The 14739-nt window shown below is 67.3% G+C and carries 16 protein-coding genes; 6 read left to right on the top strand and 10 right to left on the bottom strand.

Going from position 1 to position 14739, the window contains the following annotated elements; translation table 11 throughout:
- The first annotated feature begins 98 nt into the window (after positions 1 to 98).
- The 5 genes from L6Q96_06070 to L6Q96_06050 all read left to right on the top strand — a co-directional run bounded on the left by L6Q96_06070 (position 99) and on the right by L6Q96_06050 (position 5153).
- A complete protein-coding gene (locus L6Q96_06070; protein MCK6554137.1) occupies positions 99 to 1355 on the top strand; it encodes a SpoIIE family protein phosphatase in 1257 nt (418 codons plus the stop codon).
- Between the two features lie 30 nt (positions 1356 to 1385).
- Complete coding sequence (locus L6Q96_06065; GenBank protein ID MCK6554136.1) at positions 1386 to 1724, top strand: STAS domain-containing protein; 339 nt, start codon at positions 1386 to 1388, stop codon at positions 1722 to 1724.
- A 24-nt stretch (positions 1725 to 1748) separates the two neighbouring features.
- Positions 1749 to 2279: an ATP-binding protein gene (locus L6Q96_06060; protein ID MCK6554135.1), complete on the top strand. Its 531-nt coding sequence runs from the start codon at positions 1749 to 1751 to the stop codon at positions 2277 to 2279.
- A gap of 168 nt (positions 2280 to 2447) precedes the next feature.
- Complete coding sequence (locus L6Q96_06055; protein MCK6554134.1) at positions 2448 to 3473, top strand: COX15/CtaA family protein; 1026 nt, start codon at positions 2448 to 2450, stop codon at positions 3471 to 3473.
- A 63-nt stretch (positions 3474 to 3536) separates the two neighbouring features.
- Positions 3537 to 5153, top strand: a complete 1617-nt coding sequence (locus L6Q96_06050) for a HEAT repeat domain-containing protein (protein MCK6554133.1) — start codon at positions 3537 to 3539, stop codon at positions 5151 to 5153.
- A 118-nt stretch (positions 5154 to 5271) separates the two neighbouring features.
- On the opposite strand, the gene ahcY is transcribed toward L6Q96_06050, so the two are convergent.
- From ahcY to L6Q96_06000, 10 genes are read right to left on the bottom strand one after another with little or no spacing between them, the layout of a single operon-like run.
- Positions 5272 to 6759 (bottom strand): adenosylhomocysteinase, encoded by a 1488-nt coding sequence (gene ahcY / locus L6Q96_06045; protein ID MCK6554132.1) that lies wholly within the window; start codon positions 6757 to 6759, stop codon positions 5272 to 5274.
- Entirely contained in the window at positions 6756 to 7751 is a 996-nt protein-coding gene (locus L6Q96_06040) for a metalloregulator ArsR/SmtB family transcription factor (protein ID MCK6554131.1), read from the bottom strand. Before L6Q96_06040 ends, ahcY begins: the two co-directional genes overlap by 4 nt.
- A 59-nt stretch (positions 7752 to 7810) precedes the next feature.
- The gene (gene mnhG / locus L6Q96_06035) at positions 7811 to 8143 is read right to left on the bottom strand and encodes a monovalent cation/H(+) antiporter subunit G (protein MCK6554130.1); all 333 of its coding nucleotides are present in this window, start codon (positions 8141 to 8143) and stop codon (positions 7811 to 7813) included.
- A gap of 3 nt (positions 8144 to 8146) precedes the next feature.
- The gene (locus L6Q96_06030; GenBank protein ID MCK6554129.1) at positions 8147 to 8416 is read right to left on the bottom strand and encodes a monovalent cation/H+ antiporter complex subunit F; all 270 of its coding nucleotides are present in this window, start codon (positions 8414 to 8416) and stop codon (positions 8147 to 8149) included.
- Positions 8392 to 8910 (bottom strand): Na+/H+ antiporter subunit E, encoded by a 519-nt coding sequence (locus tag L6Q96_06025; protein MCK6554128.1) that lies wholly within the window; start codon positions 8908 to 8910, stop codon positions 8392 to 8394. Before L6Q96_06025 ends, L6Q96_06030 begins: the two co-directional genes overlap by 25 nt.
- Positions 8907 to 10391: a Na+/H+ antiporter subunit D gene (locus L6Q96_06020; GenBank protein MCK6554127.1), complete on the bottom strand. Its 1485-nt coding sequence runs from the start codon at positions 10389 to 10391 to the stop codon at positions 8907 to 8909. The genes L6Q96_06025 and L6Q96_06020 overlap by 4 nt, the downstream gene beginning before the upstream one ends.
- Positions 10384 to 10716 (bottom strand): Na+/H+ antiporter subunit C, encoded by a 333-nt coding sequence (locus L6Q96_06015; protein ID MCK6554126.1) that lies wholly within the window; start codon positions 10714 to 10716, stop codon positions 10384 to 10386. The genes L6Q96_06020 and L6Q96_06015 overlap by 8 nt, the downstream gene beginning before the upstream one ends.
- 8 nt (positions 10717 to 10724) lie before the next feature.
- Positions 10725 to 11135 (bottom strand): hypothetical protein, encoded by a 411-nt coding sequence (locus L6Q96_06010; protein MCK6554125.1) that lies wholly within the window; start codon positions 11133 to 11135, stop codon positions 10725 to 10727.
- Positions 11135 to 11527 (bottom strand): DUF4040 domain-containing protein, encoded by a 393-nt coding sequence (locus tag L6Q96_06005; protein ID MCK6554124.1) that lies wholly within the window; start codon positions 11525 to 11527, stop codon positions 11135 to 11137. The genes L6Q96_06010 and L6Q96_06005 overlap by 1 nt, the downstream gene beginning before the upstream one ends.
- Positions 11528 to 11532: 5 nt before the next feature.
- Positions 11533 to 13380, bottom strand: a complete 1848-nt coding sequence (locus L6Q96_06000; GenBank protein ID MCK6554123.1) for a hypothetical protein — start codon at positions 13378 to 13380, stop codon at positions 11533 to 11535.
- Between the two features lie 172 nt (positions 13381 to 13552).
- Here L6Q96_06000 and L6Q96_05995 point away from each other — a divergent pair, with 172 nt between their 5' ends.
- Complete coding sequence (locus tag L6Q96_05995) at positions 13553 to 14641, top strand: calcium/sodium antiporter (GenBank protein MCK6554122.1); 1089 nt, start codon at positions 13553 to 13555, stop codon at positions 14639 to 14641.
- Positions 14642 to 14739 lie beyond the last annotated feature (98 nt).

Raw genomic sequence — 14739 nt, 5'->3', positions numbered from 1 at the left:
CAAACCGCCTGACCATCCGGCAACCTATGACAAGCACCGCAATTATGGCATTCATGAAACACACCGGAGAGGGGGACTCCGGGGGGAGAGGCGCGGCTGTGACACTGGAGGCAGGTAGACCCACGGTTCGTCCGGCGGCGCCGGACAAAATTCTCATCATCGACGACAACGACATCAATCGGCAGGTGCTCATGGGCATCCTGCGCAAGGAGGGCTACGCCCTGCTGCAGGCGGCGGACGGCGCCCAGGCGCTGGCCGCGGCGCGACGCGAACATCCCGACCTCGTCCTCCTCGACATCATGATGCCGCTCATGGACGGCTACGAGGTCTGCTCCAGGCTGAAGAAGGATCCATCGACGGCGGATATTCCGGTTATTTTTCTTTCCGCCCTGACCGAGACCGCCAATAAGGTCAAGGGGCTGGATCTCGGTGCCGTCGACTACATCACCAAGCCGTTCGACCAGGCCGAAGTGCTGGCGCGAGTCCGCAGCCATCTTAAGATCCGCCATCTGACGCAGGAGCTGGTGGCGGCCAACCGCGATCTGCTGGAGAAGCAAGAGAACCTCGATCGCGACCTCGAGGCGGCCCGTGACATTCAAGTGAGCCTGATTCCCCGGGCGGCGCCCGTGGATGACGCCGTGCATGTGCGCTGGATATTCGAGCCCTGCGACCGAATCGGAGGCGACGTCTTCAATCTCTACCGCCTCGACGACCGCCATCTGGTAGCGTACGTGGTCGACGTCAGCGGCCACGGCGTGCCCGCGGCAATGGTGACGGTGTCGGTTTCCCAGAGCCTGTCGCCGCTGCTTGGATACAGCGTGAGGCGCGAGGGCGAAACCACCGGCGGCTTTTCGATTCCGGCCCCGAGTGAGGTACTGGCGGGACTCGACCGTGAGTACCCCATCGAGCGGTTCGAGAAGTATTTTACGATTTGCTACCTGGTGTTCGACCTGGCGACCGGCCACGTGCGCTACAGCCGTGCCGGTCACCCGATGCCGATCGTCGTGCGGCGCGACGGCCAGTCGGAGATGCTGGCCGCCGGCGGGACGATCATCGGCCTCGGCAGTGCCACACCGTTCGAGGAGGGAGAGGTCACGCTGCGGACCGGTGACCGGCTTTACCTGTACACCGATGGCATCCTCGAACAGGAGAACGGCAGCGGCGAGATGTACGGAGAAGAGAGACTGGCGGCGGAGTTGCGCGCCGGCGGCGGGGAATCGATCGAGACAGTGTGCGAGCGGGTAATGGAATCGATGCGCAGGTTCGGCGCCAGCGAGCGTCCGCAGGACGACATAACTCTGGTCGCCATAGAGTTCCGCGGCGTCGCCGGTATGGCGGATGCGGGGGCGGACTGAGAGACCGCCTGACCGCGCGAGGAGAGTCTTATGGAGTTGGAACACCGGAGCGAAGGCAATGTTCTCGTCGTGACGTTGCTCGAGAAGCGCCTCGACGCGCGGTCGGCGTCGCCTTTCAAGGATAAGATGGTCGCTCTAATCGACGAGGGCCATTCTCGCATTGTGCTCGACATTCGCGAAATCGAGTTCATCGACAGCAGCGGCCTCGGCGTGATCGTCGCCGTCCTCAAGCAGCTCGCCGGGCAGGGAGATCTCGTGATCTGCGGGGCGCGGGACACCGTGAGGAGCATGTTCAAGCTGACCCGGCTCGACAAGGTGTTCCAGATGTTTACGGACGTTGGCGACGCGGTCGCGGCTCTTGCCAGGTAGGGAAGATCGGAAAGGATACTCTCAATGCGCGCCGGCGCGATAACCCTCGCCATCGACAGTCGGATCGAGAACGTCTTCCTCGTCGGTTTGGCGGTCAATAAGATTTGCGCTTCGATTCCCCTTAGCGAGCAAGCGGCTTACGAGGCGGAGGTGTCGGTGGTCGAGGCGGTAAACAATGTCATCAAGCACGCCTACGGCAGCGAGGCCGGGCACCGGGTGGAGGTGGTGGTCACGGTCGGTGCCGAGGCCGTTACGTTCGAGGTGTGCGACACCGGCCGGGCGTTGGAAAAGTTGGCGGTCCGCCTTCCTCCCGTCGACTGCGACGACCGCGCCGGCCTGCAGGAAGGCGGCCGTGGACTCTACATCATGCACGCCTTCAGCGATCGGGTGCGATACCACAGCAGCGGCGGCCGCAACGTGCTGACCCTCGTCAAGCTGTACCCCGGCGCGGCGATGGCGCCGAGCGCGAGCGTAAATCCGGCGGTGGCGGCCGCCCCGCGCGCCAGGCCTGCCGGAACCGCCGCCCCGGCGGCGAAGATCCGTAAGACGCGCTGAACGTGCCCGGCGACCCGATCCCTGGCCGCGCCGCGGGCAGCAGCACGGGGCGGCGCGTCGGCAGAATCGAGAGCGCGCCTCTGCGCATCCTCCTCACGACGCGGGGTGGGGGACTTGTGGCCGTCGACGCCTGGAATCGTGTGCGCCAACTGAGACAATGAAGAGCGTATGAGCAACGGTTCGTCACGCCCGATCGCGTACTGGCTGCTGGCCTGCTGCTTCATGGTGTTCGCCACCACCGTGGTCGGCGGCGTGACGCGGCTGACCCGTTCGGGATTGTCCATCGTCGAGTGGCAGCCCGTGATGGGGACGATCCCGCCGTTGTCCGAAGGCGATTGGCTGGAGGCGTTTGCGAAGTACCGCGAGTCCCCGGAATACCGCAAGGTGAACGAGGGCATGACGCTGGGCGAATTCAAGTTCATCTTCTGGTGGGAGTGGGGGCATCGTCTCCTCGGCCGCAGCATCGGCGTAGTCTTCCTCTTGCCTTTGGTCTGGTTTGTGGTGCGGCGCCGCGTCGACCGTGTCCTCGTGCCGCGGCTGTTCGCCTTTCTTGGGCTCGGGGCGCTGCAGGGGCTGCTCGGCTGGTACATGGTGCGCAGCGGTCTGGTGGACGACCCCTGGGTCAGTCCGTATCGACTGACCGCGCACCTTGGACTGGCATTTCTGATCTTCGCTCTCATGTTGTGGACGGCACTCGATCTTCTGCGGGCGCGGACGGCGACCCCGTCGGCGCCGGTCGGGGTGCGGCGGTTGGCGGCCGGGGTGGTGGGAGTCGTGTACCTGATGGTCTTGACCGGCGGCCTGGTGGCGGGTCTGCGGGCGGGGTACGCATACAACACATTTCCGCTCATGAACGGTTACCTCGTGCCGCCGGGGATGTGGGAGCTCACGCCGTGGTGGATGAACTTCTTCAACAACATCACGACGGTGCAGTTCGATCATCGTTTATTCGCCGGGTTCCTGAGCGGGCTGGGGCCGTGGTTGTGGTGGCGGGTGCGGGGGGCGGTGAAGCTGCCGCGGTCCCGACTGGCGGCCGACCTGATGCTCGCCATGATCGCCGTGCAGGCGACCCTCGGCATTGCGACGTTGCTGCAGATGGTCCCGGTCGCCTGGGCCGCCGCGCACCAGGCCGGCGCGATGCTGCTGCTTGGCGCCGTTCTGTGGGTGAATCACGAGCTGCGCGTCGGCGCTTGACGGGTCGTCGCAAGGTGCCGCGCGCGCTTTCCCCCGGCGGGCCGCGCTTGGTAGAAGGCCGGCATGGACAAGACGCTGAAGGCGGTGGCGGGGCTCGTCGGTGCGCCGGACGTGGAGTTGCGCTGCGCGGCGTTGCTGGTGCTGGCGCAGCTTGGCTGCGGCGACGATCCCGTCGTGGCGGCGGTGCGCGGGGCCTTGCGCGGGCCCAATGTTGTCGTACGCGATTTCGCGCTGAACTTCCTCGCGCGGGTCCGGCCGAAGACCGCGCTCGACGATCTGCTCGGCCTGCTCGACAGCGACGACGATGCGGTGCGCCGGCGCGCCACGGAGATCCTGTCGGCCTACGGCGCTGCGACGGTCAGCGCCGCGCGTAAACTGCTCAAGGACGCCCCGCGGCGGCGCTTGAACGCCATCGCCGATCTCTGCGGGCGGGTGCGCTCGACGGCTGCCTTCGATCTCCTCTTCCAGCTCATGGCGGGCGGCGATTACGACCTCAACCGCCTCGTCGGCGAGCTGCTCGAGGCCGCCGTGCGCGACCTGTCCGAAGCCGACCGCAAGGGGTTCTACTCCCGCGTCGAGCGCTTTGCCGAGGACGTGCACGAGGACCGCGTTGCCCTGGTTTCCGCCCTCAAGCTGTTTGGCGCTCTGGGTGAACCGCGCTGCCGCAAGCGCCTGTTCCCGCTGCTGGCCAAGGACCACCCGCACGCGGTGCGCACCCATGCCCTTGGCGCTCTGCTCCAGTGCCTGCGCGGCGAGAGCCTGCCGGCGGCAGAGGTCGAGGCGCTGCTGGCCCTGCTCGACGAAGACGACGAGGCCGGCATTCTCAGGCCGGCCGTGTCGCTACTCGAGGGTCAGTCGTTCGAGCGCAAACACCTCGAACGGCTGCAGCGCCTCGCCGAGAGTCCCCAGCCGGTGGTCAAGCGCTTCGCCGTGCACAGCCTTGGAACCTTCGATTCCGGGGCCGTGGTCAAGCAGCTCATCGGATATCTGGGCGACGCCAGCTACGCCCGGCGCAGCGAGGCGGCCTCGACGTTGAAGAGGACCCCGGCGGCGCGCGCGGCGGTGATGAAGGAGTTGCTCGCCTGCGACGACGAACGCCGGGCGTGGACGCTTGCCGAGATCGCCCTTGCGCACGATCGCGCCTGGCGCAAGGACGTGCGCGACGAGTTGTGGCGGCGGTTCGCGGCCGCCGTTGACGAGCGGGAAGACCGCCTGTACAGCGCCTTCCTTCACGTCCTGCGCCAGCTGGACGGCGACGGGATTCTGGAACGCATTCGCGCCGCGGCGGAACAGCGGCGCAAAAAGAAGGAATACGCAGTGGCGGCGCGCTGGCTGGGGCTGCTGCGCGACACGCCGGCGTTCGGTGACGAGGCGAAGTACGCGCTGGCGCTGTGCGAACTCAAGGCGCACAAGCGGGTGGCGGGCGGTGCCGTGCGCCGGCACGACCCCGCCCTCGATCGGCTGCGCGAGTTGGCCGGTGGCGCCATGCCGGTCGGCGAGCGCCTGCGGAAAGAGCGCGCGCTGGCACCGGAGGAACTGTTCTATGTCGGCTTCAACCTTGCCGAGGGGACGCCGGCCGAGCGCGCCGTGGCCGGCGAGGTGCTCCAATACCTCGCCGGCAAGCTCGGCCGCACCAAGGTCGGCAAGGCCGCCAGGAACAAACTCCGGCTGCTGGGCTGAGGCACTTCCGAAGCGAACGCGCCGCTACGGCGGCGCGGCAGCGCGACCGACGCGAGAACGGCGGGCTCGCCCCTCCGGCGTCCCGTTCCGGCCGCCGAGGGGGCGGCGATGCCCCCGTTCAGTACCGATAATGGTCCGGCTTGTATGGGCCGTCGGCCGCGACGCCGATGTACTCCGCCTGCTGCGGCGTCAGACGGGTAAGCTTGACGCCGAGCTTGCCGAGATGCAGCCGGGCCACCTCTTCGTCGAGTTGCTTCGGTAGCATATAGACCTTGCGCTCGTACTCCGCGTTGTGCTGCCACAGTTCGAGTTGCGCCAGGACCTGGTTGGTGAACGACGCGCTCATGACGAACGACGGATGGCCGGTGGCACAGCCGAGATTCAGCAGGCGCCCTTCGGCGAGGACGAGCACGGAGTGGCCGTCGGGGAAGACCCACTCGTCATACTGCGGCTTGATGTTGATCTTCTCGATTCCGGGGAGCCTGGCGAGGCCGGCCATGTCGATTTCGTTGTCGAAGTGGCCGATGTTGCCGACGATCGCCTTGTCCTTCATCTGCGCCATGTGTGCCGCGGTGATAATGCCGAAGTTGCCGGTCGCGGTGACGAAGATGTCGGCCGTGCGCACGTAGTCCTCGACCGTTGCCACCTCGTAGCCCTGCATCGCCGCTTGCAGTGCGCAGATCGGGTCGATCTCGGTAACGATCACCCGGCAGCCCTGGCCGCGCAGCGACTCGGCGCAGCCCTTGCCCACTTCGCCGAAACCGCAGACTACGGCAATCTTACCCCCCAGCATCACGTCGGTGGCGCGATTGAGACCATCGATCAGCGAATGCCGGCAGCCGTAAATGTTGTCGAACTTGCTCTTCGTTACCGAGTCGTTGACGTTGATGGCGGGGAAAAGGAGCGTGCCCTTTTTCGCCATCTCGTAGAGACGGTGCACGCCGGTGGTCGTTTCCTCGCTCACGCCGCGGATGCGGGTGCTGATGCGTTCCCACTGCCCCGGCGCGTTCTTCTGCAGGCGGCGCAGCAGATCGAGGATGATGCCCCACTCCTCGGGTTCGCTGTTTGCGTCGAAGCCCGGTACCGCGCCGGACCGTTCGAACTCGAGTCCCTTGTGGACGAGCAGCGTGGCGTCACCGCCATCGTCGACGATGAGGTCCGGCCCCGAACCGTCCGGCCACACCAGTGCCTCGTTCGTACACCACCAGTAGTCTTCGAGTGACTCGCCTTTCCAGGCGAACACGGCGGCGCCGCGCGGGTCGTGGACGGTGCCAGTGCGGCCGACGACGGCCGCCGCCGCGGCGTGGTCCTGGGTGCTGAAGATGTTGCACGACACCCAGCGCACATCGGCGCCGAGGTCCGTCAGCGTCTCGATCAGGACGGCGGTCTGCACCGTCATGTGCAGCGAGCCCATGATCTTCGCCCCCTGGAGAGGCTGTGCGGCGGCGTGCTTCTGCCGCAAGGCCATGAGGCCGGGCATTTCCTGCTCGGCGAGCCGGATCTCGGCGCGGCCGAGCGCCGCCAGCGACAGATCCTTCACCTTGAACGGCGGCCGATCGGCAGTCAGGTGTGGCGCTGCCTTCTTCAACTCCGCGGTCTTGCTCATGCGTTCCTCCTGTTGGGTTTGATGGCGTTGCGCTTGTTGGTGCCGGCCGGCGACGCGGTGCGCCTCGCCGACGCGGCAAATAGTGCCGGACCCTTCACCTGCGGAGCGGGTGGCAGGGACTGCACGCGAACACGATCGAAGCCGGTCTCGGCGAGCCACCCGCTCAACTCCGTCGGTTCGAAGCCGAGCCACTCGTGGCCCATCTGTTGCCGGTACTCGCGGCGGTCGTGGCGCAGCATATCGACGATCAACAGGCGCCCGCCCGGGCGCAGAACCCGCGCCGCCTCGCGCAGCGCCGCCGCCGGGTCGGGGACATGGTGCAGTACGAGGCAGCTCAATGCCGCGTCGAGCGCCGCGTCGTCGATGGGTAGCGCCTGCAGACGCCCGTGCCGCAATTCGACGTTGCCCGTGCCGTTCAGACGGCGCCGCGCCGCCGTCAGCATCGCACGGGAACCGTCGACGGCGACGACGCGGCGAACGAACGGCGCCAGCACCTCGCTGAGCTGACCGGTGCCGCAGCCGAGATCGCCGACGATCCAGGCCTCGTCGAGCAGGGCCCCCAGCGCGACGAGATCAAAGCGATCGCCGAAAAGCTCGCGCCGCAGGCGATCCCACTGTCCCGCCGCCGAGCTGAAGAACGCCTGCGAACGCGTCTGCCGGGCCGCCAAAATCGCGGCCAGCCGCCGGTCGTCGTTCTCCACGTCACGGCGGCCCGCGAGTTGTTCGCGCAGTAGAGCCCAGAGCCGGCGCGCCGGCAGCTCCAGGTCGGCCGCGGCCAGACGGTAGAAATGGTTGGTGCCTTCGGTTCGCGATGCGACCCAACCGGCGTCGCGCAGGACCTTCAGGTGACGGCTGACCGTCGACTGCGGCAGCTGCAGGATCGCGCACAGGTCGGCGACGCTCAGTTCGGCGTGCTCCACGGCTCGCACCAGCCGCGCGCGGGTCGCGTCGCCGAGCGCGTTCATCCACTCCAGCATCGATGGGGTCGCCATATCGATCCGTGTATCCGGATTGAGCGGTAGTCCGAATGCAAAGGTAAGTCAACCGCCGATCAGAGGGGCCCGGCGGGCGGCAGTTCGTCGACGTGCGTTGCCTCGGTGGCCGGTACCCGAGCGGAGCGCGCGGCCCGCGCCAGCATGTGCGCTCCGATCGGGGCGGTGACGAACAGCAGAGCGATGATCAGGGCGGCCTTGAGGGCGATCTCGATCGGATCGCCCGGCAAGGCCATGGCCGCCGCCGCCGCGATGCTGCTCACGCCGACGGTTCCGGCCTTCGTGGGCGCGTGCATCCGGGTGTAGAAATCCGGAAGCCTGACCAGACCGACGGAGGCGATCAGGGTGAACCCGGTGCCCAGCAGCAGCAAGATGGCGGCGGCGGTCTCCATACGTCATTCGATTACGCGGCCGCGCATCAGATACTTGGCGATGGCCACGGTGCTGACGAACGCCAGTACAGCCAGGGCCAGGATACTTTCGAGGAAGACCTCCGTTCGCCACGCCACCGACAGCACCAGGAGCAACGCGACGACATTGACGGTCATGGTGTCGAGCGCCAGCACGCGATCGACCGCGTGCGGGCCGCGAACGAGACGGATCGCGCAGAGCGCGAGCGACAACGCCAGGCCCACCAGGCTCACGTCAATGGCGAGATCGAGCACGTTACGCCCTCCTCGATGGGCCGTTCGAACAACCGTCGAATCCGAGCCCGGACCTCTTCGACGTCGTCCACCGACAGGCAGTGAACATAGAGAGCGGAGCGATCCGGGGCGATGTCGAGCGTGAGAGTTCCCGGGGTCAGGGTGATCATGTTGGCCAGAATCGTGATGGCGAAATCGTCGGCGAGCGCGAGGGGCACGACGATGAAAGCCGGACGAATCCGCAGTCGCGGACTCATCACGGTGGCGGCGACCTGCAGTGTCGACACGGTGAGTTCCCGCAGGAAGTCCACCACCAGACGAAAGGCGACCACGGGCCGGCGCACCCATATGCGTCCGGCCGCGAAATGCCGGGTGGCCCGCACGAGCCCCAGTCCCAGTGCCAGTCCGATCGCGGCGTCGCCGATCGTGAGGCGCTGTTGCAGGGCGATCCAGGCGGCGGCGAGTACCGCGGCGTAAAGACCCTGATCCACGGAAGCGCGCAGGCGGGGATTCATGACGTTACCGGCGGCAGCACCGCGGCGACATAGGCCGAAACGTCCATGACCTGGTGGGCAGTGGCCAGCGCCCAGGCGTAAAGCGGTTCGGCGGCCAATGCGAGAGTGACCGAGAAGGAGACCAGCAACGCCGCCGCGCCGAGTTGCAGTGGCCGCGGCACCGCCGCCGATGCGGCGTCCGGCACGCCCCAGAAGGCCATCGTCCAGATCTTCATCATCGAAAAGAGCGTCAGGATGCCGGCGCCGAAGGCAACCGTCACGGCGAAGTAGTGCCGGGCCTCGAGGCCGGCGCTCGCCAGCACCAGCTTGCTGACGAAGCCGCTGGTGGGCGGCACTCCGGCCAGCGACAGACCGGCGACGAAGAACAGCCCCGCCAGCACCGGCGATCTGTGCGCGAGGCCGCTCAGGTGGCGCAGGTCGCGGCTGCCCCCGGCCGACTCGGCGAGGCCGCCGAGCAGGAACAGGGCGCACTTCACGATCGTATAGTGCACGAGATAAACCAGCGCGGCGGCGACCCCGGTGACGGTGAACAGTGCCACCCCGAATGCAAGGTAGCCGATCTGACTGACGATATGGAACGAAAGCAGGCGACGAATCTCCGTCTGCGCCACGGCCCCGAGGACGCCGATCAGCATGGATACGACGGCGAGGGCGAGTAGAATGTCGGCCGCCGGATGGCGTACCTCGGCGAACGCCGTCGTGAACACCCGCAGCAACGCGTAGACGCCGACCTTGGTCGCTATCCCGCCGAACATCGCCGAGATCGGCACCGGTGGGGCCGGGTACGCGTCCGGGAGCCAGAACGCCAGAGGCAGCAAGGCGGCCTTGGCGGCGAATACGATCAGGAGCACGAGGACACCGACCTGAAGGAGCGCGGCGTCGGCGGCCGCCACCGCCGGCACCTTGACGGCGAGGTCCGCGAAGTTGAGCGTGCCGGTCAGTCCATAAACGATCCCCACACCGACGAGAAATAGCGCCGAGGCAACCAGATTCAGCACCGTGAACTGCACCCCCGCGAGCAGTTGGCGCCCGTCCGCTGCGAGGGCCAGGAGCCCGTACGAAGCGATGAGCAAGACCTCGAAGGCAACGAACAGATTGAAGAGGTCGCCGGTGAGGAATGCCCCATTAAGGCCGAACAGCAAGCCCAGGAAGAGAACGAAGAATGGCGTATCGTCCAGACGGGGATCGGGGGCGGCCGCGTCATAGAGCAGCACGGCGAACCCGGTAACGGACGCCAGCAGCAGCATGATGACCGCCAGGCGGTCGGCCACCAGAACGATACCGAACGGCGGCACCCATGCCCCGACATGATGGACGTACACGGCCCCCCCTGCGACCGCCGCCCCGAGGCGCAGCTCGGCGGCAATCAGAAACGCGACGGCCAGGCACGCCAGCGGGCGGCGCCACGCGGGCGAACATACGCCCAGGGCGAGCGCCGCCACCAGAGGTCCGATGGCGATAACCGCGACGAGGTCAGACATGCTTGCCGCCAAGGTCGACGTGCTCCGTGCCGCTTTGCTGATAGCTGCGATACGCGAGAACCAGGACGAAGGCCGTCATGCCGAAAGAGATGACTATCGCGGTGAGCACCAGTGCTTGCGCCAGCGGATCGGCAATCGCATCGGCGGCGTCGCCGACGATCGGCGGCGACGCCAATTGCACCCGGCCCATGGAAACGAGCAGCAGATTCACGCCGTGGCTGAGGAGCACGAAACCCTGGACCACGGAGAACGCTCGCGGCCGCATCAGCATGAAGCTGCCGGTGGCGACAAAGGCGCCGATCGTTATCGCGAGCAGCAGTTCCATCGCCGTCCTCAGTCCTCGATGGCGATCAGGATGGTCAGGGTGGCGCCGGTGACCACCAGATAGACCCCGATGTCGAACAACATCGCCGTCGACTGCTTGAAGTAGCCGAGAACCGGCACCGCAATTCCTCCGAAGGTATGCGTCAACAACTGATGCCCGAGCAGGAGCGGCGCCAGCGTACTGGCCAACCCCACGGCGAGCCCGAGCCAGAGCACGGTTGTCGGTGTGCAGGGAAGGGCGCGCTCGACGAGGCGACGCGGCGCGGCGACGAACTGGAGGACGAGTGCCGACGCCGTCATGAGCCCGGCGACGAATCCGCCCCCGGGCAGGTTGTGGCCGCGCACCAGCATGTGCACCGAGAGCAACAGGGCGATCGGCAGAATTGCGCGCGCCGCCGTCTGGAGAAGAGGGGACGGCATCACGTCGCTCTCCGCCCGCTGCGCACGATGGCCACGACGCCGAGCGCGGCGATCGCCAGCACGGCGATTTCGCCCAGAGTGTCGTAGCCGCGGTAATCGACAAGAATCACGTTGACCACGTTATTGCCGCCGGCAAGTCCGACACTGTTGAGGACGTGATAGGCCGAGATCGATGCCAGCGGGCGTTGCATCACGGCGTAACTCAGCAACGCGATACCGACGCCGGCGGCCCCGGCGATACTCGCGTCGAGCGCCACGCGCCGGGTGGGTTCGCGGCCCGGCAGTTCGCGCGGCAGATAATATAGGACGAGGAGGATCATCAGCGTCGTGACCACCTCGACCAGCAACTGGGTCAGCACCAGATCGGGGGCGCTCAACCAGGCGAAATACACCGCCGTCACGCGGTCAGGATGGCCGCCCCGGGCAGGGGCGGGGTGGCAGCCAACCGGCCCGGCCGCTCCCCGACGCCGCCGCCGGGTGTCGCGAGATACCCTGCCGTGGCGATCAGGATGACGGTGCCGAACACCACACGAATGTAGAGGCGGAGGTTCCCGGTCTGGTAGCTGTCGGTGAGCCGCGCGGCGCCGCTAATCAGCAGCTTGACCCCGCTTTCGTATAGCTCCGCGGCGGTGCGCCCGAGGCGCGGGGGCAGCAATTCCCTCAGGGTGCGGCGGCGCGCGTGGAAATACGCTCCGCCCGCGACGAGTACGGACAGGCTCAGCCAGAGCGCCGCGGTCCAGCCGTGCCATAGCTTGACGTACACCTCCACTGGGCCGCCCACCACGGCGCTCGCGGCGCTCTGCAGCAGCGGGCCGACGAGAAGGTTGGGGACCACACCAATCGCGACGCACAAAGCCGCGAGGCCGGCGGCCGGCGCTAGCAGTCCCAGGCCCGCCTCGTGAGGCGAACCGAAGGGCGGCACCGGGCCGAGAAAGGTGCCGGCGAGAAAGCGCAGACTGTAGGCGGCGGTGAAGACGCTACCGATGGTTACCGCGGCGAGCAGGCCGCTCGCCCAGGCGCCGGTGGCGCTCCCGGCAATGGCGGCCTCGAGCAGCATTTCCTTCGACAGGAAGCCGTTCAGCAGCGGAATTCCCATCATCGCGGCGGCGGCCACCGAGGCGACGAGCGCGGTGCGCGGCATGACCCGGGCAAGGCCGCCGAGACGACGCAGGTCGCGTTCGCCGGTCTCGTGGTCGACGATGCCGGCCGCCATGAACAAGGGGGCCTTGAAAAGCGCATGATTGAGCACGTGAAAGGTTGCCGCGATCGCGGCCGCGCGGCTGCCGTAGCCATAGAAGAGCGTGATCAAACCGAGCTGGCTGATGGTCGAGTAAGCGAGAAGAGCCTTGAGGTCGGTCTGGCGCAGCGCGATCCAGCCGCCGACGACGACGGAGACGGCCCCGACGCCGGTGACGCCTACCTGCCAGACCGCCGTGTCGCCGAAGATCGGAAACAGCCGGCCAAGCAGGAAGAGCCCCGCCTTAACCATCGTCGCCGAGTGCAGGTAAGCGCTCACCGGCGTCGGCGCGGCCATGGCACCTGGCAACCAGAAATGGAACGGTACCTGCGCCGACTTCGTAAAGGCCCCGAACAACATGAGGCCGAGGGCGATCGGGGCAGCCGGCAGGTTCCGCACCGTTCCCGCCCGCGCCAGCAGCTCGGCAACGTCATATGTACCGGCCGCCTGCCCGAGCACGATCGCACCGGCGAGCAGTGCCAGGCCGCCGAGACCCGTGACGATCAACGATTGATACGCCCCGGTGCGCGCCGCTACGTCCTCGTCGCGAAAGCCAATGAGGAGAAACGAGGAAATGCTGGTCAACTCCCAGAAGACCACCAGGAGCAACAGGTTGCCCGCCGTTACCACCCCCAGCATGGCCGCCATGAAGAACAACAACAGGGCGTAGAACCGCGGCAGCGGATCCTCCGCGGGCATGTAGAAGCGGGCGTAGACGACAATCAGCAAGCCGATACCGGCGATCAGCAGCACGAACAGGACAGCCAGGCCGTCGATGTAAAAGGACAGACCGAGACCGAGCGAGGGTGCCCAGGGCAGGGCCGTACGGACGACCGCTCCCGCGCTGACCGCCACGCCAAGCCGAATTCCGATCGCCGTGCCAATTGCCGCGGTCAGCCCCGCCACCCATGCCAGGCCACGCGGTCCCATGCCGGTCGCGAACGGCAGCATGGCGGCGACGGCCAGAGGTAACCCCGGCAGCAGCGGTGCAAGGAATACGTAATCCACGGTTACCCCGGACAGACCACCTTTAGCTACCACAGCCGGCCGACAAGAGAACCCCGCAAATCCCCGCGGTCATGGCGGGAGCCCCTTCTCGCGACTCGGCCGGCGCGGTAGTGTGCGCCGGCGTGCCATGTTGCCGTGATGGCGGAGCGGGCGGCGCGCACCGAGGAGGATGATGGACTGGCATACCTTCCTGTTGTTCATCGGCGGCGGTGCCTTGTTGATCGCCGGTGCCGAGGCGTTGATTCGCGGGGCGGCGAGATTGGCGTCGGCGCTCGGTATTTCGCCGCTGGTAATCGGCCTTACCGTGGTCGCGTACGGGACGAGTTCCCCCGAGCTCGCGGTGAGCACGGCATCGAGTCTGGCCGGGCAAACCGACATCGCGGTCGGGAACGTGGTCGGCAGCAACATCTTCAACGTGTTGTTCACTCTCGGGTTGTCGTCGTTGGTCGCGCCGCTCGTCGTCGCGCAGCGACTGGTGCGTCTCGATGTGCCGCTGATGATTGCCGTGTCGGTCCTGCTCTGGCTGCTCGGTGCCGACGGTCGGGTGTCGCGCGCGGAGGGCGTGGGCTTGTTCGCCGGCATCGTTGCGTACTCCGTCTTTGCGGTGCGCTCGAGCCGCGCCGAGAGCGCGGCGGTGCGGGCCGAGTACGCGGCGGAGATCGAGGCCTCGGCAGGCCCACGGCGCGGCACGGCCGTCAACCTGCTCATGGTGCTTGTCGGGCTGGGCGGACTTGTGCTCGGCGCGCGCTGGTTTGTGGCGGCGGCGGTTACCGTGGCGCAACGACTTGGGGTGAGCGAACTGGTGATCGGGCTGACCATCGTGGCGGCCGGGACGTCGTTGCCCGAAGTCGCCACCTCGGTCATCGCCAGCCTGCGGGGGGAACGCGACATTGCCGTCGGTAACGTCGTCGGCAGCAACATCTTCAACGTCCTCGGTGTGCTGGGCCCTGCCGCCGTCGTGGCGCCCGGCGGACTGGCGGTTGCGCCCGCGCTACTGCACTTCGACCTCCCGGTCATGGTCGCCGCGGCGGTGGCATGTCTCCCGATCTTCCTCACCGGTCACAGCATCGCACGCTGGGAGGGTGGCCTCTTCCTGGCTTACTACGTCGCTTACGTGGCGTACCTCGCGCTCGCGGCGACGCGGCATGACGCCCTGCCGGCGTTCAGCCAGGCGATGGTGGTGTTCGTGTTGCCGCTGACCGCGGTTACCCTCGCCGTGCTCGCGGTGCGCTCGGCCCGCGAGCGGTCCGGCCACCGCTGATCGTCGAGGCGATCCTTCGGTTTTCCTTTCGGGACTCGATTCAACCGGGGGAGTGCGGCAGGGAAGTCGCGGTAAAAGGAAAAGAGGCATGCCTCCCG

This window comes from Candidatus Binatia bacterium (assembly GCA_023150935.1).
Taxonomy (GTDB): Bacteria; Desulfobacterota; Binatia; order HRBIN30; family HRBIN30; genus JAKLJW01.
The sequence above is the reverse complement of the archived record's forward strand: the minus strand, read 5'-3'. Positions and strand labels throughout refer to the sequence as shown.

Bases quoted from the DNA above. Each gene is read 5' to 3' on its own strand.
- L6Q96_06065 (MCK6554136.1), top strand. From the start codon at position 1,386: ATGGAGTTGGAACACCGGAGCGAAGGCAATGTTCTCGTCGTGACGTTG.
- L6Q96_06060 (MCK6554135.1), top strand. From the start codon at position 1,749: ATGCGCGCCGGCGCGATAACCCTCGCCATCGACAGTCGGATCGAGAAC.
- L6Q96_06055 (MCK6554134.1), top strand. From the start codon at position 2,448: ATGAGCAACGGTTCGTCACGCCCGATCGCGTACTGGCTGCTGGCCTGC.
- L6Q96_06050 (MCK6554133.1), top strand. From the start codon at position 3,537: ATGGACAAGACGCTGAAGGCGGTGGCGGGGCTCGTCGGTGCGCCGGAC.
- ahcY (MCK6554132.1), bottom strand. From the start codon at position 6,759: ATGAGCAAGACCGCGGAGTTGAAGAAGGCAGCGCCACACCTGACTGCC.
- L6Q96_06040 (MCK6554131.1), bottom strand. From the start codon at position 7,751: ATGGCGACCCCATCGATGCTGGAGTGGATGAACGCGCTCGGCGACGCG.
- mnhG (MCK6554130.1), bottom strand. From the start codon at position 8,143: ATGGAGACCGCCGCCGCCATCTTGCTGCTGCTGGGCACCGGGTTCACC.
- L6Q96_06025 (MCK6554128.1), bottom strand. From the start codon at position 8,910: ATGAATCCCCGCCTGCGCGCTTCCGTGGATCAGGGTCTTTACGCCGCG.
- L6Q96_06020 (MCK6554127.1), bottom strand. From the start codon at position 10,391: ATGTCTGACCTCGTCGCGGTTATCGCCATCGGACCTCTGGTGGCGGCG.
- L6Q96_06015 (MCK6554126.1), bottom strand. From the start codon at position 10,716: ATGGAACTGCTGCTCGCGATAACGATCGGCGCCTTTGTCGCCACCGGC.
- L6Q96_06010 (MCK6554125.1), bottom strand. From the start codon at position 11,135: ATGCCGTCCCCTCTTCTCCAGACGGCGGCGCGCGCAATTCTGCCGATC.
- L6Q96_05995 (MCK6554122.1), top strand. From the start codon at position 13,553: ATGGACTGGCATACCTTCCTGTTGTTCATCGGCGGCGGTGCCTTGTTG.